At 66.4% G+C, this 17266-nt stretch carries 11 protein-coding genes; 10 read left to right on the top strand and 1 reads right to left on the bottom strand.

Translation table 11 applies throughout. The features are described 5' to 3' along the window. Window positions 1-7 precede the first annotated feature (7 nt). Window positions 8-5044 carry an ATP-dependent helicase gene (locus tag O1A05_RS00585; RefSeq protein ID WP_270106171.1) on the bottom strand — a complete coding sequence of 1679 codons (5037 nt, stop codon included), beginning with the start codon at window positions 5042-5044 and terminating at the stop codon, window positions 8-10. A 295-nt stretch (window positions 5045-5339) separates the two neighbouring features. Between O1A05_RS00585 and O1A05_RS00580 the strand changes: the two genes are divergently transcribed. The 10 genes from O1A05_RS00580 to O1A05_RS00535 are packed head-to-tail and all read left to right on the top strand — an operon-like array spanning window position 5340 to window position 17264. After that, window positions 5340-7010 (top strand): polysaccharide biosynthesis protein, encoded by a 1671-nt coding sequence (locus tag O1A05_RS00580; RefSeq protein ID WP_270106170.1) that lies wholly within the window; start codon window positions 5340-5342, stop codon window positions 7008-7010. Then, window positions 7007-8197 (top strand): DegT/DnrJ/EryC1/StrS family aminotransferase, encoded by a 1191-nt coding sequence (locus O1A05_RS00575; protein ID WP_270106169.1) that lies wholly within the window; start codon window positions 7007-7009, stop codon window positions 8195-8197. The genes O1A05_RS00580 and O1A05_RS00575 overlap by 4 nt, the downstream gene beginning before the upstream one ends. Further along, window positions 8194-9180, top strand: coding sequence for a sugar transferase (locus O1A05_RS00570; RefSeq protein ID WP_270106168.1), 987 nt, complete (start codon window positions 8194-8196; stop codon window positions 9178-9180). Before O1A05_RS00575 ends, O1A05_RS00570 begins: the two co-directional genes overlap by 4 nt. Then, entirely contained in the window at window positions 9177-10211 is a 1035-nt protein-coding gene (locus tag O1A05_RS00565; RefSeq protein WP_270106167.1) for an ATP-grasp domain-containing protein, read from the top strand. Before O1A05_RS00570 ends, O1A05_RS00565 begins: the two co-directional genes overlap by 4 nt. Before the next feature lie 11 nt (window positions 10212-10222). Further along, window positions 10223-11521, top strand: coding sequence for a hypothetical protein (locus tag O1A05_RS00560; protein WP_270106166.1), 1299 nt, complete (start codon window positions 10223-10225; stop codon window positions 11519-11521). Window positions 11522-11564: 43 nt separating this feature from the next. Further along, window positions 11565-12809, top strand: coding sequence for a glycosyltransferase family 4 protein (locus O1A05_RS00555; RefSeq protein ID WP_270106165.1), 1245 nt, complete (start codon window positions 11565-11567; stop codon window positions 12807-12809). Next, window positions 12806-13861: a polysaccharide biosynthesis protein gene (locus tag O1A05_RS00550; RefSeq protein ID WP_270106164.1), complete on the top strand. Its 1056-nt coding sequence runs from the start codon at window positions 12806-12808 to the stop codon at window positions 13859-13861. Before O1A05_RS00555 ends, O1A05_RS00550 begins: the two co-directional genes overlap by 4 nt. Further along, window positions 13854-14948 (top strand): polysaccharide biosynthesis C-terminal domain-containing protein, encoded by a 1095-nt coding sequence (locus O1A05_RS00545; protein ID WP_270106163.1) that lies wholly within the window; start codon window positions 13854-13856, stop codon window positions 14946-14948. Before O1A05_RS00550 ends, O1A05_RS00545 begins: the two co-directional genes overlap by 8 nt. 13 nt (window positions 14949-14961) lie before the next feature. Continuing rightward, window positions 14962-16080, top strand: a complete 1119-nt coding sequence (gene wecB, locus O1A05_RS00540) for a non-hydrolyzing UDP-N-acetylglucosamine 2-epimerase (protein WP_270106162.1) — start codon at window positions 14962-14964, stop codon at window positions 16078-16080. Between the two features lie 47 nt (window positions 16081-16127). Beyond that, window positions 16128-17264, top strand: coding sequence for a glycosyltransferase (locus tag O1A05_RS00535; protein WP_270106161.1), 1137 nt, complete (start codon window positions 16128-16130; stop codon window positions 17262-17264). Window positions 17265-17266 lie beyond the last annotated feature (2 nt).

Here is a 17266-nt window from a genome sequence, read left to right as displayed (position 1 = left end):
GGTCGGCTCAGCTCCGGAACCGCACGCCCGACGGCGAGGAATAGAACCCTGCCTCGATGAGTGCGGCGGCCAGTGGGGTGCCCAGCACGGGCTCGCCGTTGACCCGCTCGGTGGACAGCCTCGGAACGCGTGCTGCGGTCAGGGCGGCGTGCAGGGCCCGCGCCGCCGCACGCAGGGTGTCGGCGGCGTCATCATCGGGAGCACTGGCGTCGTGGGGAGCACAGGCGTCGTCGATGAAGTTCAGCACACTGCGCCCTCCGCGCTCCAGATAGAGCACCAGCTCGCCGTCGACGAGCACCACCATCGCACCCGCCTTGCGACCGGGGCGGTGCCGGCCTGACGTTCCAGATATTCCTGTTGTTCCAGAGGTTCCAGAGTTTCCTGCCGCGCTCGCAGCGGTGTCTGGCCAGGGCAGTGCGGCACCGTACGGGTTCGCCGGGTCGGTGGCGGCCAGGGCCACCGCCACGGGGGCGCTGCGGCGGGTGCTGGACTGTTCGGAAGCGGTGAAGCCGCGCAACCGGTCTACGGTGGCGGCGGTGGAGAACTGGGCCGCGCCCAGCCGGTCGATGAAGTAGCCGCGGCGCACCTGCCCGGCTTCCTCCATGCGGGTGAGCAGCCGGTACTGGGTAGCGAAACCGCCGGGCAGCTGCTCGGCCTGCACGGAGCCGCGGGTGATCACTCCGTAACGGTCCAGCAGCGCCTCCGCCTGGGTGTGGGCGCGCAGGGTGGTGGCGCCGGCGCCGTCGGCCGGGGCGGGCGCCAACGACCAGCGCCCGGCGGTGCGTGCCTGATCGCGGGCCGAGAGTGGCGAGAGCGCGCCGAGCTCAGTGGCTCCTGCGGGTCCTAAAGTTCCCGTCGGTTCCGGAGGCCCTGATAAAGATGCTGATGAACCGTCCAGGCGCTGCAACCGAGCCAGGCGCTGGCCGCGCGAGGGGCGCCCGGCCCGGGCGCGATTCCGCGGCGTCGGGGTGCGGTGCGCCGTCGTGCCCTGCCCTAACAGCCCGCGCAGCGGGGCGAACGTGTCGTTGGTGAGGTGCCCGGCCCACACCAGGTCCCACAGCGCGTCGGCCAGCTGAGTCTGGGTGGTCTCCGCCTCGGGATGTTGCAGCCGCACCTGCTCTGCCAGCGCCGGGAAGAACCAGGCGCCGGTGCCGCGCAGCACGCTCAGCAGCGCCCGATGCGCCGAGGTCCAGGTAAACGCGGAGGCGTCGTCGTCGGCGGGCTCCGCCACAGTGAGGTCCGCAGCATCAGCCGGGTGGAACGCCAGCCAGCCGTCCTGGCCGGGGGCGTCGGCGGTGCCGGTCCAGAGGAACTCCCCGGTGGAGAGCAGCTGATCCAGCAGGGCGGGGGTGTAACCGGGCACCCGGGCCGGCAACAGTGAGGACTCCCACGCCGAGGCCGGAGCCGGATAGCCTGCCAGCTGATCCAAGGCCGAAGCCAGCTGATCTAGCGCCTCCGGCCCGGCGGTGGTCGGCGCTGCACCGGTGGAGCGCCGCGGCTGGATGCCCTGCCAATCAAGCAGGAACCGGGTATACGTCGCTTGCTCCACGGGTTCGACCTCGGCCCGCAGCGCGGCCAGGGAGCGACGACGAATGCGGCGCAGCACCTCGGTGTCGCACCATTCTTGCTGCCAGGGTCCGGCGTCGTGCCTCGCTGGATCGTTCTCGACCACCGGGCGGGGACGGAACGCCCCGGAACTGACCCGCTGATCCGCGGCGAGACGCTGCAGGGTCTGGAACACCACGGCCGGAGCCAGCCCCACCGCCGCCCCCGCCTCGGCCGCGGTGAACGGCCCGTGTGTGCGGGCGTACCGGGCCACCACATCTGCCAGCGGATCCGCCACCGGTTCGATGAACACCGTCGGTATCCCCACCGGCAACGGCACCCCGAGGGCATCGCGCAGCCGGGCGGCATCCTCCACCGCAGCAAACACCGTCTCGCCCCCGATCCGCATCGAGAATGCCCGGTTGCTATGCACCAGGGACTCGGCATGCGCCCGCGCCGTGGCCACGGATGCTGTGGATTCTGTGGGTTCTGCGGATTCCTCGGTGGCGCCGGCGCTGCTCTCATCGTCACCCGTCAGCCGCTCCGCCAGCCCCTCGGCACTGAGCGGACCGAGCAGTCGCAACAGGTCAGCCGCGCCCTCCATCCCGTGGGCGCGGTGGGCCGGCGAGCGACGCTGGAGCTGGGCCTCGACGTCGGCGATCACCTGCGGATCCAGCAGGTCCCGCAGCTCGGCGGTGCCCAGCAGGTCTGCCAGCAGTCCCGGATCTAGCGAGAGTGCAGCAGCTCGGCGCTCCGCTAGGGGAGAGTCCCCCTCGTACATGAACTGCGCGGTGTAACCGAACAACAACGACTGCGCGAACGGTGACGGCGTGGGCGTGGTGGTTTCCACCAGCCGCACCGACTTCGCGCTCAATTGCTGCATCACCTCGGTGAGTCCGGGCAGGTTGTAGACATCTTGCAGACACTCGCGCACCGTCTCCAGAATGATCGGGAACCGCGGGTGTTTCCGCGCTACCTCCAATAGCTGGGCGGAACGCTGGCGCTGCTGCCACAAGGGGGTGCGCTTGCCCGGATCGCGGCGCGGTAACAACAGGGCCCGAGCGGCGTTCTCCCGGAATCGGGCGGCGAACAGCGCGGAGGAACCGACTTCGGTGCGCACCAGCTCGTCCAGCTCGTCGGTCTCGAAGGTGAACAGTTCGGCCCCGGGTGGCTCGTCGTCCATCAGCGGAACCCGCAGCACGATCCCATCATCCGCTGCCATCGCCTGGCCGTCCATGCCGTAGCGGGCGCGCAACCGAGCCCCCACCGCCAGCGCCCAGGGGGCGTGCACCGACATGCCGAAGGGGGAGTGCAGCACCACCCTCCAGTCGCCGAGTTCGTCCTGGAATCGCTCCACCACCAGGGTGCGCTCGGTGGGCAGTTGCCCGGTGGCCTCTGCCTGGGCGCGTAGATAATTCAGCAAGTTGTCTGAAGCCCAGGCGTCCAGCCCGGCCGCGCTGAGCCGCGCGCGGGGCTCTGCGCGGCCTTCTGAGTCAACGGAGCCAGCGTCGGCCGTACCGTGCACCTCGCGACGGAACGCCCCGAGCGCCCGACCCAGTTCCAGCGGCCGGCCCTCGGCGTCGCCGCGCCAAAACGGCAAGCGTCCAGGCTGGCCAAACGCGGGCACCACCAGCACCCGGTCGTGGGTGATGTCCTGGATCTGCCAGCTGGTAGCCCCCAGAATGATCACGTCCCCGACCCGGGACTCGTATACCATCTCCTCGTCGAGTTCGCCCACCCGACGTCCGCCCGTGCGCGCGGTGCCCGCAGACCCAGACCCCGATCCTTCGTTCTCCGACCCGGCCAGGAACACCCCGAACAGTCCGCGGTCGGGAATCGTGCCCCCGGACGTCACCGCTAGTCGCTGAGCCCCGGGGCGCCCGGTCAAGGTGCCGGCCTCTCGATCCCACACCACCCTCGGCTTCAACTCCGCGAACTCATCCGAGGGGTAGCGCCCGGCCAGTAAATCCAGCACCGACTCGAACACCGAATGCGGCAGCGTCGTAAAGGGCGCGGCACGGCGGACCAGGTCAAACCAGGATTCGGCGTCCACCTCGTCCAGCGCCACCGCGGCCACGGTCTGCTGGGCCAGCACATCCAACGGATTCGTAGGCACCCGCAGCGTCTCGATCTGTCCGGCGCGCATCCGCTCGGTCACCACCGCCGTCGTCACCAGATCCCCGCGCTGCTTCGGGAAAAACCAGCCCACCGAGGTCTCGCCCACCTGGTGTCCGGCGCGGCCCACGCGTTGCAGTCCCGAGGCTACCGAGGGTGGAGCCTCCACCTGCACCACCACGTCCACGGCACCCATATCGATGCCCAGTTCCAGCGACGACGTCGCCACCACACAGCGCAATCGGCCGGATTTCAGCGCGTCCTCCACCAGGGCCCGCTGTTCCTTCGACACCGAACCGTGGTGGGCGCGGGCGAACTCGATCTCCGCGGTATCTGTCCCGGTCTCAGCACCTGAGTCCGCTGCTCCCAGCTGTCGTTCCGACCAGATCTCATTGAGCCGGCCGGTCAGCCGCTCGGCCAGCCGGCGCGAATTCGCGAACACAATGGTGGAGCGGTTCTCGGCGACGACGTCGACAATCCGCTCCTCCACATGCGGCCACAGTGAGGCATGCGGCTGCAGCCCTGGACCAGAGCCCGACTCGCCGAACCCCGGACCGACTGCTGCACCAGATCCAGCCCCCGCCGCGCCAGGAAGATCCGTCATATCTTCCACCGGCACCGACACCGTGAGGTCCCAAGATTTCGCCGATCCCGGATCCACCACCGTCACCGGTTGGACTCCGCCCACAAACCGGGCCACCTCCTCCGTTGGGCTCACCGTGGCAGAGAGTCCAATCCGCTGCACCCGACGACCCGTTTCCGCTAACAGCGCATCCAGACGTTCCAGACTCAGGGCCAGGTGCGCACCGCGCTTATCTCCGGCCACCGCGTGCACCTCGTCGATGATCACCGTCTCTACCCCGGCCAGCGTCGAGCGGGCCTGGGAGGTGAGCATCAGGTACAAGGATTCCGGGGTGGTGATCAGAATGTCCGGGGGAGTGCTCACCAGTCGACGCCGGTCCCGGGCGGAGGTGTCGCCGGAGCGCACTCCCACACTCACCTCGGGCACGGTGACTCCCGCGCGCAGCGCGGTCTGCGAGATCCCGATCAGCGGAGCGCGCAAATTTCGCTCGACGTCGACGCCGAGCGCCTTCAGAGGGGAGATATACAGCACCCGGGTGCCGCGCCTCGGTTGTTCTCCGGCGGCGGGCTGATCGGCGTCGCGCAAAAAACCGTCCAGCGCCCACAGAAAAGCAGCCAGGGTCTTACCGGAGCCGGTCGGCGCCACCACCAGGGCGTGCTGGCCGGTGGAGATCGCATCCCAGGCGCCTACCTGGGCCGCTGTCGGCGCGTCGAAGGCGCCCTCGAACCAAGCACGGGTACTCGGGCTGAACCGCGCAAGCACCGCATCGGTCTGCACCGAGGACACGGGAGAATCTGCCATGGTCTCTAGGGTAATGGCCCCGCGCAGGTCAAGCCCCACCCGACTTATGAGACATATCACTAGAAGCTTTGATTAAGTACACACTTTACGGTTAGACTCGTCGAACGACATCACTCCGAGTCAGAGGCCCAAAATGACAACTTTGAGACGGTGCTAGACCGTGAGCGTTATCAGAATTCACTCACGCCGTGAGGTGACGGCAACGGATCGCTCACGCGAACGTCGGTGGCGGTCTTCCGCCCAGTTTTTCCTGGATGCAGCGTGCTGGTGTGCAGCGCTGTTGTGTGCGGGACTCATGAAAGATTCCTTCACCCTGGGGGCGCAGTCTCTGCTCGCACTCGGCGGTGTCATGCTGTGGGCCATGCTGTTCCAGCTCTTCTTCGGCTGGCGCTGGTACCTGTATCGCAGCCGATACATTTACGGAAGCTTCGAGGAAGTCCGATCGCTGGCGGCCTCGGTCCTGTGCACGGGCCTGATCATGGTGTTCTCCCTGGTCATCGTCGGCACAGCGCTGGGCATCGAGTGGGGTCTCGGCGCCATCGCCGTGTCCATCGCCCTGGTCTTCATGTTCAGTGTGCGCTACCTCAAGCGGCTCGCCGTCGAGCTGCGCTCCGGTCCCGGGGTACGCTCGGTGCCGACCATCGTGCTCGGGACTGGATATTTGGGCGCGAACATCACACGGCAGCTCGCCACCGACCCGGCGTCGTCGTACTGGCCCGTCGCTGTCATTGATGACGACCCGGAACAGTGCAACGCACAGGTACACCGTCTGCGCGTGCGCGGCAGGGTGGCCGATCTGCCCGACATCATTGCCGAGACGCGTGCCCGGGCGCTCATTGTGGCCGTGCCGGACCCGGCGCCTGAACTGCTCAGCCGCGTGCACGACCTGGTGCAGGATCAGGACGTGCAGATCAAAGTGCTGCCCTCGGTCAATGAGCTCTTCCAGGGCGACGTTCGCAAGGTGGACTTGCGCGATCTGAAGATCGAGGACCTGCTCGGCCGGGTTCCGGTCGACACCGAGGTCGAGAAGATCGCCGGATACCTCACCGGTCGACGCGTGCTGGTCACCGGTGCCGGCGGATCCATCGGCTCCGAGCTGTGCACACAGATCCAGCGGTTCTCCCCCTCCGAGCTGTATATTCTCGATCGCGACGAGACCGCCCTGCAACAGGTGCAGCTCAATCTCACCGGCAACGGACTGCTGACCGATAGCAATGTGGTGCTGGCCGATATCCGTGACGCCGATGCCATGAAGCGGATTTTCGGTGAGCTCCGCCCCGAAGTGGTGTTCCACGCGGCCGCGCTGAAACACCTGCCGCTGTTGGAGCAATACCCGGCCGAAGGCTGGAAAACCAATGTGCTCGGCACCTTCAACGTGCTGGAGGCCTCACGGCTGGCCGACGTCGAGACGTTCATCAACATCTCCACGGACAAAGCGGCGAACCCCACCAGCGTGCTCGGCCACTCCAAACGGGTGGCGGAAAAGCTCACCGCGTGGACCGGGGAACAAACCGGGGTCCGGTACCTCTCCGTCCGGTTCGGCAATGTGATCGGCAGCCGTGGCTCCATGCTGCCCACCTTCACCTGGCTCATTCAGCAGGACAAGCCCGTCACCGTCACCCACCCGGACGTCACCCGATACTTCATGACGATTCCGGAAGCCTGCCAGCTGGTGCTGCAGGCCGGGCAGATCGGCCGCACGGGAGAAGTGCTCATCCTCGATATGGGTGAGCCGGTGCGCATTCTCGATATCGCTCAGCGGATGATCGACATTTCCGGTAAAGACATCGACATCGTCTACACCGGGCTGCGCGAGGGCGAGAAGCTGCACGAGGAACTGGTCGGCTACGACGAACTGTTGGAGAGGCCTTTCCACCCCAGGATCTCCCACGCCCGCGTGGAGCCGATGCCGGTCTCCATGCTCGATTTTGCAGATTGGTCCGAGAGATTGAAGCACCGAGCATGACGACGCGCGAACATCATCACACCGAGCTGCTGGCTACGGCGCCAGCCCAGGTCCACGAACCAATCCACCTCTCGCCGCCGGATGTGGGGGAGACCGAGGAAGCCGCCGTGCTCGCAGCATTGCGTTCCGGCTGGGTGGCCCCGGTGGGTCCCGATCTGACCGCGTTCGAGACCGAACTGGCTCAGCGCGTCGGAGTCGCCCACGGGGTGGCCCTGTCCTCCGGCACGGCGGGGCTACACCTGGGCCTGCTCGGGCTCGGCGTCGGCCCCGGTGACGTGGTGCTGACCTCCACGTTGACCTTCGCCGCCACCGCCAACGCCATCGCCTACACCGGCGCCGAACCCTATTTCATCGACGCCGAACCGACCACCGGTAACCTCGACCCGACCCTGCTGGAGCGGGCCCTGGCCAGACTGATCGAAGCCGGGGAACGCATCGGCGCCATCGTGCCGGTGGACCTGCTGGGCAAGAGTGCTGACTATCTCGCCATCGAAGCGATCGCCGCCCAGTACGGGGTGCCCGTGCTTGCCGACGCCGCCGAATCCCTGGGGGCCAGCTATCGTGGCCGGCCCGCGGGCAGCTACGGGCGCGCCGCCATCGTGTCCTTCAACGGCAACAAGATCATGACCACCTCCGGCGGCGGCATGTTCCTCACCGACGACGCCTCCCTGGCCGAACGGGTCCGCTATCTCTCCACCCAGGCACGCCAGCCCGTGGTGCATTATGAGCACACCGAGATCGGTTTCAACTACCGGATGAGCAACGTGTTGGCCGCCCTCGGCCGCGCCCAGCTCTCTCGGCTCGACGAGATGATCGCCCGCCGACACCGGCTGCGCTGCCACTACCGCACGCTGTTTTCCGGGGTCGCCGGAGTGGAAATTTTCGGCGGTGAGAGCGATACCGACGATAACGCCTGGCTGACCTCCATTTTGGTAGACCCCCAACGTACCGGGTGGAGCGCGGACGAGCTGCGCGCTGTCCTCTCGGCGAGCAGCATCGAGAGCCGCCCCCTGTGGAAGCCGATGCACCTGCAACCGGTGTTCCACGGCGCCCGCGGTGAGATCAACGGGGTGGCCGAGCGGCTCTTCGCCCAGGCGCTGACCCTGCCCAGCGGCTCAGGCATGACGGCCGCCCAGCGCGACAGGGTGACCGCCGTCGTGCGCGCATTCCTGGAGGAGCGGCCATGACACGGTCTCGCCTGCGGTACTCCCAGGTGAAACGCGGACTTGATCTGGTGGGCTCCTCGCTCGCCCTCGTGGCCCTGTCCCCGGTGATCGGGGCGGTTGCCGTGGTCGTGCGGATCAAGCTCGGGTCCCCGGTGCTGTTCGTGCAGGCCCGGCCCGGCCTGCAGGGGCGCCCCTTCAACCTGCTGAAATTCCGCAGCATGCTCCCAGTGGATCCCGAGCGTGGCTGGGTCACCGATGCAGAACGCCTCACCCGCTTTGGCCGGGTCTTGCGCGCCACCAGCCTCGACGAGCTGCCCTCTCTGCTGAACGTGGTCAAGGGCGACATGAGCCTGATCGGGCCGCGACCACTGATGATGAAATACCTCCCGCGCTACACCGCCCACCAGGCCCGCCGACACGAGGTGCGGCCCGGTGTCACCGGCCTGGCCCAGGTCAGTGGCCGAAACAGCCTTGACTGGGACGCCCGTCTCGACCTCGACGTCGACTATGTAGACCGGCACAACGCCCGGCTCGACGCCGAAATTCTGCTCAAAACCGTGCTCGTGGTGTTCGGCCGCTCCGGGATCTCCTCGGACGACAGCGTCACCGTTGACGATTTCCTCGGACCCGAACCCGAGGACGGCCTGGTCGAGGCGGTGCTGGACGGCGCCGACTACGGCGGGATGTGCCCGGAAGACTGGGGAACCGACATCGACGCGCGCCGGGAACGCCGCTGGGTGTACTTCCAGCGCGATGCCCTGAGTGAGCAGCCCATCGGCTTCGGCCAACTCACCGGGGTGGGAACGGGCACCGTGACCGCCTCCCTGCGCCTGGTATCCCAAGAAGTGGGGGAGACACCGGTGCCGGAGTGGAAAGAAGCGGTGCTGCTCCGGCTCCTGCAACGGGCCGCCTCCTATGGCGCCGACCGCGTGGAAATTCCGGATGAGGGCCGCACCGTGGACCACCTCACCCGGACCATGGCAACCGAGGGGGCCGAGGCATGAGAATCGTGATTGGTTCCGCCGGGCGCCGGGTCTACCTCGTGCACTGGTTTCAGCAGGCACTACGCAATCTGGGCATCCCCGGCGAGGTCATCGTCTTCGACCACGACCCACACGCCGCTGCTGTTGCTGCTGCGGACGGGCACCGGGCGATGCCGGCCTACATCAGTCCCGAGTACCCGCAGGCGATGATCGACGCCGTCGAGGAGTTGCGCCCCGACCTCTTCATCACCCTCAACGATCAGGAACTCACCCTGCTGTCCCGCGGATTGGCGGATCAGTTGCGCGATCGCGGTGTCACGGTGCCGGTGCTGGGGCCTCTCCAGCACCAGATTGCCGCCGACAAGTTCCAGACCTCGGCGGCCCTGGAACACGCTGGCATCCCGGTGCCGCACTGCGCGCTACTCTCCGATGCCGCCGGTGTGCGGGCCCTGCTCGAACGCGGGGAGCACTTCATCATCAAGGACCGCTACGGCAGCGCCTCCTCCGGGCTGCAACGCCTCGGTCACGCCGAGCTATCCAGCCTGCTGGCAGGATCACCAGACGGGATCGTGTTCGAGGGCGCCGAGCGCGTCATCCAGGTCGCGATCTTCGGAGACGAATACGGTGTTGACATCATCGCGCCCTTGACCGGTGGGGCCGTCCAAGGGCTCTTGGCTCGCCGGATCGTCACCATGCGCAACGGTGAGTCGGCCACCGCCGTCTCCGTCGATAACGCACCGTTCCTGGAACTCGGGCAGCGGCTGAACACCCGACTCGGGGTCCGCGGCATCTGCAGCCTGGATGTGCTCGTCGATCACCACGGCATCGCCCACGTCATCGACATCAACCCACGTTTCAGTGGGGGATACCCCTTCAACCACCTCGCCGGCGCCGACGTTCCGCAGTTCATGGTCGCGTCGCTGGCCGGACGCCCCGCCGCCTCGGAATGGGCGGCATATCAACTGGACATCGTTTCCGCCAAACATGAGGGAATGATCCGATTCAACGCTCCAGACCGTCACACCCACTCACTCCAACACTCGCACCTCTAGGAGACGTTGTTATGGAAGCCTTAGAACCCACCTCGGGTCCAGCACCGCCCACCCCCTTCTTCGTGATCGATGTGGACATCCTCGATCGATTCGTCGATCGGTTCCAACGGGCCCTAAGAGCTCACTGGCCCAATTCCATCCTGTCGTATTCGATGAAAACGAACTCCCTGCCCTGGCTGATCACCCGCATGCGCCAGCACGGTGTTTGGGCCGAAGTCGTCTCCGACACCGAATACGAGTTGGCCCAGAAACTGGGATACGCCGAAGACGAGATCGTGTACAACGGTCCACTCAAGAGCCGCGAGCTGTTGCGGCAAGCCCTCCGTGACGGCTCGATCGTGAACCTCGATGCCCAGCGGGAAGTCGACTGGACCGTGGAACTGGCCCAGGACCAGCCCGAGCTGGAGATCCGCGTGGGCCTGCGGGTCAATTGGGATTTGGCTGCGCGCTGCCAGGACGAAAATGGTGACGGAGACGACGGCAGCCGATTCGGTTTCAACACGGCCAACGGTGACCTTGATGACGTGATCAGCCGGCTTCGCGAGGTCGGGGTCGTCATCGCCGGGCTGCACCTGCACCGCACCTCCCGCACCCAGAGCCTCGACGTCTACCGGGCCGCCGCCACCGTGGCCGCGGAATTGGTGGAAGAACACGAGCTGAGCCTCGACTGGATCGACATCGGCGGCGGCTTCTTCGGCGGCGACGACGCCTCCCCGTCCTTCGACGACTACATCGCCGCCATCCGGGCAACCCTCGACGACGTCGTCGACACCGAGGCCACCCAGCTCATCGTCGAGCCGGGAGGATCCCTCATTGCGGTGCCGGTCGAATTTCACGCCAGCGTGGTCGACGTCAAAGAGATCGATGGTCGCACCATCGTGGTCACCGATGCCAGCCGCACCAACATTGACCCGCTTTTCCGACGCCAGCGGGTGCTCGATGTGCGCCTGGAATCCGCCTCCAACCAGACGCACCCGGAACAGATCATCAGCGGCTTCACCTGTATGGAAGATGACCGCATCACCAAGCTGCACAACCGGGCCGAGCTGGAACCGGAAGACCGGCTGGTGTTCGGCAAAGTCGGCGCCTACACCATGTGTTTCCAACCGCTCTTCATCGAGTACCTGCCGGCTGTCTATGCGCGGCAGGGAGATTCGCTGAGCCTGGTGCGGCGGAAATGGGGGATCGACGACTTCCTCCAGGGTAACTACTGGAACGAAGACGACGTGCACGCGCGTATCGTCGGCCCCGCCGAGTCGACATCCCAGGCCACCCATCACTCGTCTGCGGCCTTGACCGGGCGCAGATGAAACAGACACAGTCCGCGGGCAGACCCGCGCCAGAGGAGCGGTCATGCACGTTTTGATTGTCACGCAATACTTCGCCCCGGAAGACGCCGGCATCCCCCTGGGACTGGCCCACGGGCTGATCGAGGCCGGGCACGAGGTGCGGGTCCTCACCGGGTTCCCGAACTACCCGCACGGCCGGCTCTTCGATGAGTACCGGCTGTCGTGGCGTCAGCGCGAGAACGTGCAGGGCATCGACGTGCTGCGCGTACCGCTCTACCCGGATCACTCGCAGAATCCAGCGCGGAGGATCGCCAACTACCTCAGCTTCGGGGCCAGCTCGGCCACCGCCCGAAGGTTCGCCGCCGGCGCCGACGTCGTCTACGTGTATGCCACCCAAATGACCGCCGGGTTCGGGCCCTGGCTCTGGCGGCTGCTGGGAGGAACACCCTACATGCTCCACGTTCAGGACCTCTGGCCGGATTCCATCACCGGCTCCACCATCGGCGAATCCAGTGGCACGGTGCGGAAGCTGACGGCGCTGATGGAGCCCTGGCTGAAAAGCGTGTACCGACATGCTTCCGCCGTCGTGGGCATCGCCCCCAGCATGGTGGATGCGCTCATCGAACGCGGGTCGGCGCCGGAGCGGACTTCTTACGTGTTCAACTGGGGCGACGAAGACATCGCGGCCGCGCGCGAGGAGGCATTGGCCTCGGCCGCGGCCCGGCGTTCGGCGGACCGGGCCGCCACCGAGGTGGTCTACGCCGGAAATATTGGTGACCTGCAGGATCTGCCCACCGCGGTGCTGGCCGCCCAGACGTTACAACACGACGATTTCCGACTGCACCTGGTCGGTGACGGGGTGGCCGTGGAAGCACTGCAACGGTTGGTGCGCGAACGCGGCATCACCAACGTGACCTTCCATCCAGGGGTGCCCCGTGAGCAGATGCCAGAGGTTTACGCCGCGGCAGATTTTTCGCTCGTCACGCTCAAAGACCTCCCGATATTCCACGGGACCATCCCGTCGAAATTCCAGAGTTCCATGGCCAGCGGGGTGCCCGTGATCACCACCGTGCAGGGCGACCTGCGCGGGATCGTCGAAGAATTCGGGGTCGGGTTCACCGCCGACGCTGAAGATGTGGCCGCACTCAGTGCCGCCTTCCGTCGTGCACACGAACTCAACCTCAGCGAGCGGAAATCCATGGCCACACGAGCCCAGACAGCCTACCGGGACCAGTTCTCCCGCGAGGCCGCCGTCTCCACCATCGAAAACATCCTCCTCCAGGTACCGGCGCGAAAGGCCACATCATGAACTACTCCTATGCGGGACGGAAGATCCTCATCACCGGTGGCACCGGCTCCTTTGGTCGCACCGTGACGAAGAAGCTGCTGGAGCGCAACGTGGCCGAAATCCGGGTGTTGAGCCGGGATGAGGCCAAGCAAGACGAGATGCGTCATGCACTCGGTGACGACCGCCTGCGTTTCTACCTGGGCGATGTGCGCGACTACGACAGCGTCGACCGGGCCACCCGCGACATCGACTTCGTGTTCCACGCGGCCGCGCTCAAACAGGTGCCCTCGTGTGAGTTCTTCCCGCTGGAAGCCGTGCGCACCAACGTGTTCGGTAGCGACAACGTGGTGCGCGCCTCCGCCGACAACGGTGCCCGATCAGTGGTCTGCCTGAGCACCGACAAAGCCGTCTACCCGGTCAACGCCATGGGTGAATCGAAAGCGCTCATGGAGAAGGTGGCGCAGTCCCACGGCCTGAACAACCCGACCACCGCCACCATCGTTTCCTGCGTGCGCTACGGCAACGTGATGTACTCCCGAGGCTCCGTTATCCCGCTCTTCGTCAGCCAGCTACGTGCGGGCAAGGACCTCACGGTCACCAACCCGAACATGACCCGGTTCATGATGTCGCTGGACCACTCGGTGGACCTCGTGGAATTCGCCTTCCAAAAAGCGTCCCAGGGAGACCTGTTCATCCGGAAAGCGGTGGCCTGCACCATCGGCGATCTCGCCCAGGCGATGATCAACCTTTTTGAGTCCTCCGCCACAGTCAGCCTGATCGGCACTCGACATGCGGAGAAGGTCTCGGAGACACTGGCTACACGCGAGGAACTCTCGCGCGCACAGGACATGGGCGAGTACTTCCGGGTTCCCGCCGACAACCGGGAGCTTAACTACGAGCTCTACGTCGAAGAAGGCGATCTGCACCGGGAGACCTTCGTGGATTATGACTCACACACCGTGGAACGTCTCGACGTCAAGGCGGTCGAAGACCTGCTCCTCACTCTGCCCGAGATTCGCCGCGAACTGACCGACGCCGGCATCGATGTGTCCCAGCGGTTGTCCGATGCTTAAGGTCGCGCTCACCGGCAGCCACGGATTTTTGGGCTGGCACACCAGGGTCGCCCTGCGGGAGCGCGACGTCGAGCCCCAGCGCGTCGTCGTGGGAGCAGCCGCTGATCTAGACGCCGCGGTGGCCGCGCTGGACGGCGCGGAACGGGTCATCCACCTGGCCGGGGTCAACCGCGCCAGCGACGAGGAGATCCGCCAGGGCAATATCAGCTTCGCAGAGCACCTCGCCCAGGCGCTGACCCGCTGCGAAAACCCGCCGTCGGTGATCGTCTACGCGAATTCGATTCATGCCGGAACGACGGGAGCGTACGGCGATTCCAAAGCCCGAGCTGCTGAGCTGCTGACCGCGGCCGCCGACAAGGTGGGCGGCAGTTTTCATGACGTGCGGCTGCCGAATCTCTTCGGTGAACACGGACGCCCCAACTACAACTCCGTTACCGCCACGTTCTGCCACCAGCTGGCCCACGGGGGACAGCCGGTGGTGAACGGTGACAAGGAACTGACCCTGTTGCACGCCCAGAACGCCGCCGATCTGCTGATCGGCACCGTCGCGCCCGAGCAACAGCCCGAGCTGGAAGTGGTGGAATCGGTGACCGGGCTGTTGGGTCGGCTGCAGCACCAGGCCGAGACGTACCGTCGTGGCGAGATCCCCGACATCGCCGACCCCTTCGACCGCGACCTGTTCAACACGTATCGTTCCTTCACCTTCCCGGGCCACACCCCTGTGAAACTGACCCGGCACGCCGACGCCCGCGGCTCATTCTTCGAGATCATCCGCAACCACGGCGGCACCGGCCAGTCCTCCTTCTCCATCACCCACCCGGGCATCTCCCGCGGCGACCACTACCACCGGCGCAAGGTCGAACGCTTCACGGTGCTCGCCGGATCGGCCACCATCTCATTACGACAACTCTTCACCGATGAGGTTTACGACGTCGAGGTGACCGGAGATGAGCCCGTCTCGGTGGACATGCCCACCGGGTGGGCGCACCGCATCACCAACACCGGTCAGGATGATCTGTACACCTCTTTCTGGACCAACGACCTGTTCGACGCCCACGCCACCGACACGATCCCGGAGACGGTCTAATATGCAGCAGCGAATGAAAATCATGACCGTCGTCGGCACTCGACCAGAAATCATCCGGCTGGCGTGTGTGATTCGGCGTCTGGAAAAATTCACGGATCACGTGCTGGTCCACACCGGCCAAAACTACGATCACCAGCTCAGTCAGGTGTTCCTCGACGACCTGGGCTTGCGGCAGCCGGACCATTTTCTCGACGCCGACACCTCCTCGCTGGGGGCAATGCTCGGCGACGTCATCAAGGGCACCGAGGCAGTGATCCACCAGGAGCGCCCCGACGCGATGGTGGTGCTGGGGGACACCAACAGCTGCATCGCCGCGGTGATCGGCCGACGGCTCAAGGTCCCGGTGTTCCACCTCGAAGCCGGCAACCGCTCCTTCGATCCGAACGTACCCGAGGAGATCAACCGCCACCTGGTGGACCACGTCAGCGACTACAACCTTGTCTACACCGAGCATTCGCGGCGGAACCTGATCGCCGAGGGCGTGCGAGCCGAAGACGTGATGGTGATGGGTTCACCCATGCTGGAAATCCTCACCACCTATCGCGATCAGATCGAGGCCTCTGACGTCCTCGAACATCTCGAGCTCACCGAGGGGGAGTACTTGCTGGCGAGCCTGCACCGGGAGGAGAACGTGGATAGGGAGGACCGGCTCACCGCCGCGCTCGCGGCCCTCCAAGCGGTGGCCAAAGCCGAGGGGGTACCCTGTTTGGTCTCCACGCACCCGCGCACCAAGAAACGCATCGAAGCCTTCGGTCTCGACGTCGACGACCGGCTACGCATGCACCCGCCGCTGGGGTTCCACGACTACAACAAGCTGCAGTTGAACGCCCGCTGCGTGATCTCCGATTCCGGGACCATCTCCGAGGAATCCTCGATTCTGGGGTTCCCGGCGGTCACCCTGCGCGACGCCATCGAACGACCGGAGGCGCTGGAAACCGGGGCCATCATTGCGACAGGGCTAGAGGCGAACGACGTGGTCGACGCCGCGCAGATGACCATCACCCAGCACCGGGAGGAGGGGCCGGCGACCATTCCGGCGGAATATCAGATCGCGGATTCCTCCCGTCGCGTCGTCAACTTCATCCGCTCCAAGGTGGGCACCCACCACCTGCGCAAGGGCATCCGGCGCTGACCGGCCCGACGACGAGACCGGAGGCACCCGTGACCACGATCTGCGTGATGAGCCCGCACTTTCCTCCCGCGGTGCAGGCTGGCGGCCCCATCCGTTCCCTGGACGCCATCGTGTCCTCAGCGCCCGAGCGGTACCGGACGCGGGTGATCACCTCCAGCCGGGACCTCAACGGTGACGAGGACCTGGTGGGCACGGTCGATTCATGGGTTCCTTACGGGCGGGCCCAGGTCTACTACGCCTCCACGCACCGCGCCGGTGGGGTCGTCCAGATGTGGCGGCAGCTGCGCGCCTCGCGCCCCGACTACATCTACTGCAACTCCTATTGGTCGCCGACCTTCACCCAGGCCGTGCTGATGCTCGCCCGCACCGGATACTTTGGCCGGGCGGAGGTGGTGGTCGCCCCGCGTGGAGAATTCGCCGTCGGCGCGCTGGGGCGGCACGCGCTGCGCAAGAAGGTGTTGATGCGGGTCAACAAGTTGCTGGGCACCCACCACCGGGTGTCGTGGCAGGCGGCATCGGTGCATGAGGAACAAGACATCCGCCGGGTGATCGGGGACGACGCCGTCGTCATCGTCCAGGAAGACGCGACCCTGCTGCCTCAGCACCCCGCCTCGGTCCGCGACGGCGCTGGCGAGGAACCTCACCTGGCGTTCCTCGGACGCGTGATGGAGCACAAGGGCCTGCACCTGGCCATCGAGGCGCTGGGCCGAACCGGGCACCGGGTGCCGCTGGTGGTCTACGGTCCGGAAGAGTCCGCCGACTATGCCCGCCGCTGCCGGGAAGTGGCGCAGCAGTTTTCTGTGGACCTGCGGTTCGCCGGGGTGCTGCACCACGATGAGGTGGCGACGGCGCTCAACGGGGTCGACTTGTTACTGCTTCCCACCCGGGGCGAGAGCTTCGGGCATGTGGTGGCCGAGGCCCTGGCCGCAGCCTGCCCCGTGATGATCACTCCCGAGACGCCCTGGACGGAGCGGATCCGCGACCACAGTGCCGGATACGTGGTGGAGCGCGACGTCGACGCCTGGACGAGCGCCCTGAACCGATATCTGGCTCTGTCGGCCGAGCAACGGCGTGCGGTGCGCCGCGGCGCCCAATCCGCTTACCGCCATTGGTGGGACGAGACGGCGGCCCAGCCTCATTTCTTCGACCTGATGGCCGCAACGGGCGAGCCGGTCCGCGGGTGAGG

It is taken from the genome of Citricoccus sp. NR2 (assembly GCF_027594385.1).
Lineage (GTDB): Bacteria > Actinomycetota > Actinomycetes > Actinomycetales > Micrococcaceae > CmP2.
Note: the sequence above shows the minus strand (reverse complement) of the source record. Positions and strands in the feature narration are given on the sequence as shown.